The following is an 8929-nucleotide window of genomic DNA, read 5'->3' as shown; positions in this document are numbered from 1 at the left end:
TAAAAAATAAGATAAAAATAAAAAAAAGAAAATGAAAAGTGATATTCGAAACTATAAGAAAAACTTAGTTACTCAATCATCTAAATTGAAAACAGAATCTGCTCCTTTTCCTTCATAGTCATAATATTTATCATCATCTTCATCCAAATTCCGTTTAGCAGTGCTGGATTTCTTTTTAGAGGATTTAGGCTTTTCAACATAATCATCCAAAAGGGATTCGTATCCTTCATCACCAAACACTCCATCATCGAAGAAATCATCACTAAAGTCTTCATATTCCTCTTCTGCAGGTTCCTTAACTTTAGCTTTTTTAGAAGATTTAGGTTTGGATTTAGATTTTGTCTTAGATTTTTTAGATGATTTGGATTTAGCTTTAGGCTTTTCAACATAATCATCTAAATTGTCAAAAACATCTGCATCCTTAGAGCTTTTGAATGTATGTCTTGATTTTTGGGAATTAACCTCTTCATCTCGAATAGGAGAGATATAATCCTCTTCCTCGTAATCACCATCAAAGCTTAAATCTTCAAATTCATCATCCAAGTCAGACTCGCCCTTATCCCTATTGAACATGTTTATCTTATCGAATAATGATTTTGATTTCTTTTTGGCACCATTTGAGGAATCATCTGCACCATAATCTAAATCATCATAGCGATTATATTTATCATCAAAATCCTCATCGTAAGGAGAATCAAATTCCTCTGATGACAAATCAACATTTCTTAGGACATTTTTACCTGATTTGGACTTTGAACTTCCAAATCTATTTAATCTTCTGGATTTTGATTTGCCTTCCTCAACAATATCCTCCATCTCTTCATCATCATTATCATCCCTTTTGAACCTATTCCTTAAGGATTTATAAGGACTTACAAATGAACCGTTTTTATCAAATAAAGGATTATGATCTTCTTCTTTATAATCATCAATGGTCTTTTCAACATAGTCTTTTTCTTTAAAGTAGTTCATTCCACCTTTATTGTCTGACAAATCAAGAGAATAATCGGTTTTACAAGGGATAATTGTTAATGCTAAAGGAACAATCACAAATATGGAAGCGATAACTGATTGGACAAGCAAACTTTGCCTATCTCCAGCAAGTATTAAATTATAAACTCCTAAAATCCAAATAATGGCTAAAATTATTGGAATGATGAATTTAATTGTAATTATCCAAGATTTATCCACTTTAATATAGGAATTACTGTTTATAACTGAACGTAAGTCCTCAATATCATAAACCCAAGCTAAAACAATTATTTCAAAAAGAACACCTAATATAATTGCAAATTGAGTTATGAATGAATCTGTAATTCTTAAAAGGTATTCGCCCATACCAGTTGCAAATATGAATGACAAGAACAATCCTACTAAGACAAGCTGTCTAACAGCCCTGTCCCTTGTCCATCCGAATTTTTCGCTTATTGCATTGGACAATGGTTCAATCAAAGCTAAAACAGTGCTTAAACTGCCAACAAATATAAGCAAGAAAAATGCTGGAGCAACCATATAAACCCATGGATCCATTATATTGAATACATTAGGGAAAACAACGAATATCAAGGAAAATCCATCGCTGACTAAACTGGTAATTGGAATATTCCTGCCTAATGCCATATACCCCATGATTGCAAATAGGAGAACTGAAACCAATACCTCAAAGACCAGACTTACCAAAACAATAATCCATGCATTGTCAATCAATTTTGCATTGTCTCCCAAGTAAGAGGAATATGTACTTGCAATAGCATAACCTAAACCATATGAGAATATCAATTGACCAAATGCAGCTAGCCATACATTAAAATCCAAGAGCACAGACCAATTTGGATTAAACAAGGCCATTATTCCAGTACGGGACCCTGGCAATTGAAGAGAGAACAATAGCATTCCAATTAACAATACAAATGACAATATTAAAGATATTTTACTTATTGTCAAGATTCCCTTGTTGATTTCCTTACGGGAGAATAAATAAATCAAACCCCATATTACTATCAAGCCAACCCCAATAGGAACTACAAGATAAGTTAGCCCATATGGATTGGAGGTGCTATGAAGCAATGTAGTTGTAAAGAAAACACTAGGATTGCTACCCCATCCTTTAAATAAACTAAGGATAATATAGATAAGGTCCCAAGACATTATGCAGGTATAATAAATCAGCACTATAAAAATCAGGAACACTACAAACCATGCTATGATTTCAAACTCTGACTTGATATTATAAAATACCTTAGGCAGACTTGACTTGAACTTGAACCCCACACCAAATTCCAATACTAAAATAGGGATAGCCATGACTACAATAGCTAAAATATATGGTATAAGGAATGTTCCTCCACCATTTTCATACATAAGATAAGAAAATTTCCAAATTCCAGACAGTCCAATGATGGCTCCTATCATAGCTATTAGGAAACCTGTTGAACTATCCCATCTATTTCCTATAATTTCATCACCCATCTTACATCACATCAATAAGAATAATCAGTTTTTTAAATAAATATTTTAAAATATTCACATATCTCTTTAATTACATCTCATAAATAATTTAATTTTAGATTTTATTATTATAAATATATTAAAGTTTTAATTATTTAAAAAATTTGCTTATTTTGGAAAAATTATAGAGAAATAGTGGAAATAATAAAAGTAGAAAAAATAGAAAAATTGTTGAAAAATATATAAAACAGGAAAAATAAAAAAATGGAAAACTTCCCAAAAAATAAAAATGAAGAGGAATTATTGATTATCCTCTTGAATTGGTTTATAATAATCCTCATTCCTTGCAGGCAATAGAGTGAATATTATTGGAACAACTACAAGAGCAATAGCTAAAGCAAGCATAACCAAATGGCTTGTAGTATCTCCAGTTAAAATAGTGCTATAAACTCCTTGAGCCCATAACACAAAGATACAAACCGGCAAGATATACTTAATAATGACCTTCCAGAATGAATCCATCTGAATGGTTGAATGACTGTTTAAGACTTCAACAAGCTCATCAAAATTATATATCCAACCGAATATTATACATTCAAGGAATACTCCAAACAGCAATGCAAAGTTGTTTAGGAATGCATCAAAGATTCCTAAGAGGTAGCTTCCTGCAGCAGTTGAAAATAAGCAGGATATGCAGAATCCAACAATACATACCAAAGTTGCGGATCTTCTTCTTGAAAAGTCGAATTTTTCAGAAATTGCAAAAGAAGCCACTTCAAGCAGAGCCATAAGAGAAGTTAAACCTGCAAATAAAATGCATAAGAAGAACAATGGCCCAATAATAGATGACCAAGGACCCATTACATTAAATACTTTCGGGAAAACAACAAATGCCAAACCTGTACCTTCAGTAACCAATTCATTGAATGGGATTCCACTTGTTAAAGCCATAAATCCTAAGATTGAGAAGATTCCAATAGCATTGAACACCTCAAATCCTGAGTTGGAAAATGCTACAATCAAAGCATTGTCAGTTAATTTGGAATCCTCAGGAAGGTAGCTTGCATAGGTAAGAGCAATTGACATGCCTAAACTAAGGGAAAATACAATCTGACCAAATGCTGCAAGCCATACATTCAAATTGGTTAATGCAGACCAATCAGGTGTGAATATCTGAGTGTAACCTATTGAAGCGCCAGGTAAAGTCAATGAAAATGCAACAATTATAATGACAATTGCAAGCAAGACAGGCAATAATATTTTGCTTACTTTACCAATACCTTCATTCAAGTCCTTTTGGACAATGAACCATGAACTTAACCAAATAAGAAGAATGGATATGAAAACCCATGGAACGATAGTGGTAATGCCTGAAAGGGAATCAGATGCATGCAAAACACTAACTGTAAAGAACAAATCAGGATTTGCACCCCATGCCTTGGTTAAACTCAAAGCGACATATATCAAGTCCCAAGCTACTACACAAACATAATAGGTTGTGATTAGGAATACAACCAATATGATAAACCAGGCAATAGGTTCCAATCTAGACTTAATGGTAAAAAATATCTTGGATAAGGATGTTTTGAATTTAAATCCTACTGCATATTCAACCAAAACAAATGAGATTCCTAAAATAAATAGAGAAACTATATAAGGAATCATGAATGATCCTCCACCGTTGGAATAAAGGACATTTGGGAAACGCCAAATATTTCCTAAACCTACAGCGGAACCAATCATTGCCAAAACAAAAGCAATATTACTATCCCACACAGACTTTTCGTTCGCCATAAAAATCACTACAATAAACAAAAAATATCAAATAAATGAATATGAATCAAATAAACATAATATGAATAATTAATTATTAAAAGATAAATGAATAATTAATTATTAAAAGATAAATGAATAATTAATTATTAAAAAGATAATGAATAATTAAATTAATTAATAAAACCTTAAAAAACATTTTATTAATTAATTCAACTAATAAAAAATTTTAAAAAAGTTTATATTAAAATTAAAATATTAAATTAAAAATTAAAGTTAGAATACTGAATAAATATTAAATTTAAAATTTAATTAAAAAATAAAAAGAAGAAAAAGGAAACTTAAATAGATAAAACTATTTAAGTAGTTTCTTAAACTTCTTAAGCTTTTCAACTTCTTAAGCTGCTTCATCAAAAGGTACTTTTTCACCAAGCACTCTTAATCCGATGTACATTACTACAATAGCTACAGGGATTGAAATGTACCATTGGATACCGAATCCTGCAGGGATGTAACCGAATATGATAGCAATTGCTGCAACGAATATTGCATAGTATATCTGAGTACTTACGTGGTCAATGTGGTTACAGCTTGTACCCATAGAGGATAAAATTGTGGTATCTGAAATTGGTGAACAGTGGTCACCAAAGATAGCACCAGTCAATACACCACTAGTACATACGATTACAAAGCCCATTTCAGGGTTAACTGCCCAAGCAAGAGGAATGGTTAATGGCATTAAAATACTCATTGTACCATAGGAAGTACCTGTTGCAAAGGAAATCAAAGCACCTAAAACGAAGATTAATGTTGGTAAGATAAATATAGGTATTGCACCTGCCAATACACCTACTAAATAATCAGCAGTACCTAATTCACCAATAACTCCACCTAAGGACCAAGCAAGGAGTAAGATTACACCAGTGATAACGATAGTTTTCATACCGCCTACCCATTCACTGATAGCTTCTTCGATGGTCATGATCTTTTGGAGTACAGCCATGAGAATAGCTACAATGGAAGCAAGCAATGCTGCTTGGAACAAAGCAACAGATGCGTCAGAAGCTGCTAATGCTTCAAATATACCGCTGAATGATAATGGGGAAGTTTTCATTAAGGTAATTAAAGCTTGGTCTTCTCCACCTAAGATAGTGGTATATCCGCTCCAGTAGAATGCAATAAGTGCACCGACAATCAATACACCAATAGGAATAATTGCATTCCAAACAGATAATTTAATACCATCAACCGGTTTAACATCATCAAAACTGGTTGCTTCAAGAGATTCGACTGGTTCATCTTCTTTTCTAGCACGAGCTTTTTTCTCTGCGTCTTTCATTGGTCCGAATTCATAGTAAGTGAGTGCAGAGATAACAATGAAGATTAAGATTAAAATGTTATAGAATCTAAATGGAATAGTTTGTAAAAATATGCCGAATCCACTTACATTCATTCCAATGGATTGGAACCCTTGAGTAATTAAACTGAGTTCTAAACCAATCCAGGTAGAAATAATAGCGATACCTGCAACAGGAGCTGCAGTTGCGTCTACTACAAATGCTAATTTTTCTCTGGATACGTGAAGTTTGTCCATAACAGGTCTCATGATAGGACCTACAATTAAGGAGTTTGCGTAATCGTCAAAGAATACACATAAACCTAAAAGTTCAGTGAATAATTGAGCTTTTCTAGGAGTGTCAGCACGTTTAGCAAATTCATCTGCTAAAGCTTTTGCACCACCCATCTTGGTTACTAATTGAATGATACCACCAATAAGTAAACATTGAAGGATAATACCTGCATTCCATGGATCAGCCATACAAGAAATAATTTGACTACCCATTGCTAAAAATGCATTGATAGCAGAGCTGATAATGTTTAAGTCGTTTACGGAAACCATAAATTCTCCAACGAAAACCCCAATAAACAAAGATAAAATAGTCTCTTTGGTTATGAATGCTAAAGCAATAGCCACAAGAGGCGGTAAGAGAGTTAAAATACCGAAACGAACTGCATTATCGTCTCCAGCTGGTGCATTGGTAATTAGCAAGGATAAAACGAAAAGAGCTATTACAGAAATAGCTACAATCAATCCAATTTTTAAATTTCTATTCATTTCCATAATCACACCATTTTTATAAAAAATTAAAAAATACGAATTAAACGATAGCAAATTTTATTTTAAAAAATCCAAAATAAGGGATTTGGATTTATAAATAAAAATTAAAAACCGTCCAACATAATAAGTAAAAACACAGCATTTAATATATTATGTAAAATATTAAACTAAATTTTACTTAGTTAATATATAATATATTTATAAAATTAATATATAAATTTAACTTTAAAATTAAGTAAAATTAGCTTTAAAATTGATTAAATTTAGTAAAATAATATAAAAAGGGAATAAAATTATTTAAAATTATTTATTTCAATATAACTAAGAAATAAATTGATTTAATAAAAATAGTAAGGTTTTAAAAAAAGAATAGTAAAATAAAATTGAAATAAAAAATGAAAGAATAGATATAGAAAAATGAGGGATTTAAGAGAATATTTGCTCTAACATCCAGTCCGCATCATATTCCTTAATGTCATCATAAGATTGTCCCATACCCAAGAATAGAATTGGCTTTTTAATAATGTAACCAATTGAAAGTGCAGCACCACCTTTTGAATCGGCATCTGCCTTTGTAAGTATGACACCATCTATATCAATAGCTTCATTGAATTTTCTTGCCTGTTCTGTTGCATCGTTACCTGTTAATGCATCACCTACAAACACGACCAAATCAGGCTTAGAGACCCTACGGATCTTCTTCATCTCATCCATCAAATTGGTGTTTGTTTGCATTCTTCCAGCAGTGTCAATCAATACAAGCTCTTTTCCTCTAGCTCTAGCATGCTGAACTGCATCAAATGCTACAGCTGCAGGGTCAGATCCCTTTTCATGCTTGATTAATTTAACGCCTAAATTGTCTGCATGATATTGAACCTGTTCAATAGCTCCTGCCCTAAATGTATCTGATGCAGCAATAACTGGAGTGTATCCTTTTTTAATGTAATAATTAGATAATTTACCAATAGTTGTGGTTTTTCCAGTACCATTGATACCTACAAGCATTACAACAAGAGGCTCGCCTTGGGCAACTTTCTCTTCAAGGAGTTCAGTCATTGATTTTCCTTCGATATTAATGATTTTAGCCACTGCATTTTTAAGAGCTTCATAAGTGTATTCTTCAATATCACTGCTTCTTTTTATCTTTTGGCCAACCAAATCATTTTTAACAGATTCAACAACAACACTTGAAACATCCATTGCCACATCCGCTTCCAAAAGACCTAATTCAAGTTCGAATAATATGTCTTCAACATCATCTTCAGATATTGACTTTTCCTTAATGAATGATAAGAATCTGCCGGATCTCTCCTTTTTATCTTCATCTTCAGACCTTTCATCAGATGCTTCTTTCTTCTTACGTCTAAATAGTGAACGTCTGGATTTTTTAGATTCCTCTTCTTCCTCTTCTCCTTCTTCTGGAATCTCTTCTTCAGAATCTTCTTCAGCTTCTTCTTCAGTGACTTCCTCTCCAAGTTCCTCTTCAGACCCATCTATCTCTTCAGATTCTTCTTCAAAATCTGCATCTGAATCTTCTTCAGCTTCTTTTTTATCTCTTTTTAAGAAACCTAAGACTCCTGATTTTTCTTTTTTATCATCGGCTGAATCTTCTTCAGACTCTTCTTCTAAAGCAGCATCTAGCATTTCATCCAATTCTTCTTCGGAAATATCTTCATCATCTGAAAATTCTTCAATCTCTTCAGATTCTTCTATTTCATCAAAAGTTTCTTCGCTAGATTCTTCGATTAATTCTACATTATTCTCTTCTTTAGCTTCATCTTCGACTTTATTTTTTAATTTACCACTTGCATCAGCAAATTTTTTCTTTAATGAATCAAACAAGTTTATCCCTGCCTAATAATAAGTATTAAAATTTAATTTTTTAAAAATTTCATTTAAAATTATACAAATATTATAAAATATTTCTATCATTAATTATTTTTATATTTAAAAATTAATAAACTTACTTATTTTAAAGATAATATATGAATCCTATTGTTGAAATTTTAAAAAAATAGGGCTTGAAAAATAAGATAAATCTAAAAATAAATATAAAAATCTAAAATAAAATAAGAAAATCTAAAAATAAATATAAAAATCTAAAATAAAATAAGAAAATCTAATAAAAAATAAAAAAATAGTTAAAAAAAGAAGAATAATAGATAAAAATCTATTATTTACTTAATGAAAACAAATTATTACTTACATCATTCCTTGAGATTGGAGCTTTTGCATTAGTTGTTCAGCTTGAGGAGAAAGCTGAGCTACAATATTAGTGATTTGTTGTAAATCTGCAAATAACTTGTCTAAAGTATTTTCAAGCTCTTGTTTTTGTTGAGCAGCAGTTTCTTTAGCTTCTTCGAAGGTTTTGGATACTGCTACACCAGAACCGAGGCTCATAATAACTTTATTTTCATTTTTAATCTCTGCATTAATGAAGGAGCCAGCACCGAGAGGCACTAAAGTCTCTACAGTGTCTTTACCACTTATATCATCTAATGTAGATTCTAAAATTTTAATTTCAGCAAGAGAAGTTTGAACTGCATCAATTTGAGTTTGGTATAACTCAGATTGGGATTTGTAAACTTC

The 8929-nt window shown here is 31.6% G+C and carries 5 protein-coding genes; all 5 read right to left on the bottom strand.

Annotated features, from left to right (window positions below; translation table 11 throughout):
• Nucleotides 1–72: 72 nt before the first annotated feature.
• Nucleotides 73–2469 carry a hypothetical protein gene (locus IJI80_RS00025; protein ID WP_292786195.1) on the bottom strand — a complete coding sequence of 799 codons (2397 nt, stop codon included), beginning with the start codon at nt 2467–2469 and terminating at the stop codon, nt 73–75.
• Between the two features lie 279 nt (nt 2470–2748).
• Nucleotides 2749–4242 (bottom strand): sodium-dependent transporter, encoded by a 1494-nt coding sequence (locus IJI80_RS00020; RefSeq protein WP_292786193.1) that lies wholly within the window; start codon nt 4240–4242, stop codon nt 2749–2751.
• 376 nt (nt 4243–4618) lie between these two features.
• Nucleotides 4619–6343, bottom strand: coding sequence for a Na+/H+ antiporter NhaC family protein (locus IJI80_RS00015; protein WP_292786191.1), 1725 nt, complete (start codon nt 6341–6343; stop codon nt 4619–4621).
• A 423-nt stretch (nt 6344–6766) separates the two neighbouring features.
• Nucleotides 6767–8182, bottom strand: a complete 1416-nt coding sequence (ftsY, locus tag IJI80_RS00010) for a signal recognition particle-docking protein FtsY (RefSeq protein WP_292786189.1) — start codon at nt 8180–8182, stop codon at nt 6767–6769.
• Nucleotides 8183–8542: 360 nt separating this feature from the next.
• Nucleotides 8543–8929: prefoldin subunit alpha (gene pfdA, locus IJI80_RS00005; RefSeq protein ID WP_292786187.1), on the bottom strand; the 387-nt coding region annotated here is incomplete at its 5' end.

Source organism: Methanobrevibacter sp., assembly GCF_017432245.1.
In the GTDB taxonomy this organism is placed as follows: Archaea; Methanobacteriota; Methanobacteria; order Methanobacteriales; family Methanobacteriaceae; genus Methanobrevibacter.
Note: the sequence above shows the minus strand (reverse complement) of the source record. Positions and strands in the feature narration are given on the sequence as shown.

Excerpts from the sequence above, each read along its gene's own strand:
- IJI80_RS00020 (WP_292786193.1), bottom strand. The coding sequence starts at position 4,242 with ATGGCGAACGAAAAGTCTGTGTGGGATAGTAATATTGCTTTTGTTTTG.
- IJI80_RS00025 (WP_292786195.1), bottom strand. The coding sequence starts at position 2,469 with ATGGGTGATGAAATTATAGGAAATAGATGGGATAGTTCAACAGGTTTC.
- IJI80_RS00015 (WP_292786191.1), bottom strand. The coding sequence starts at position 6,343 with ATGGAAATGAATAGAAATTTAAAAATTGGATTGATTGTAGCTATTTCT.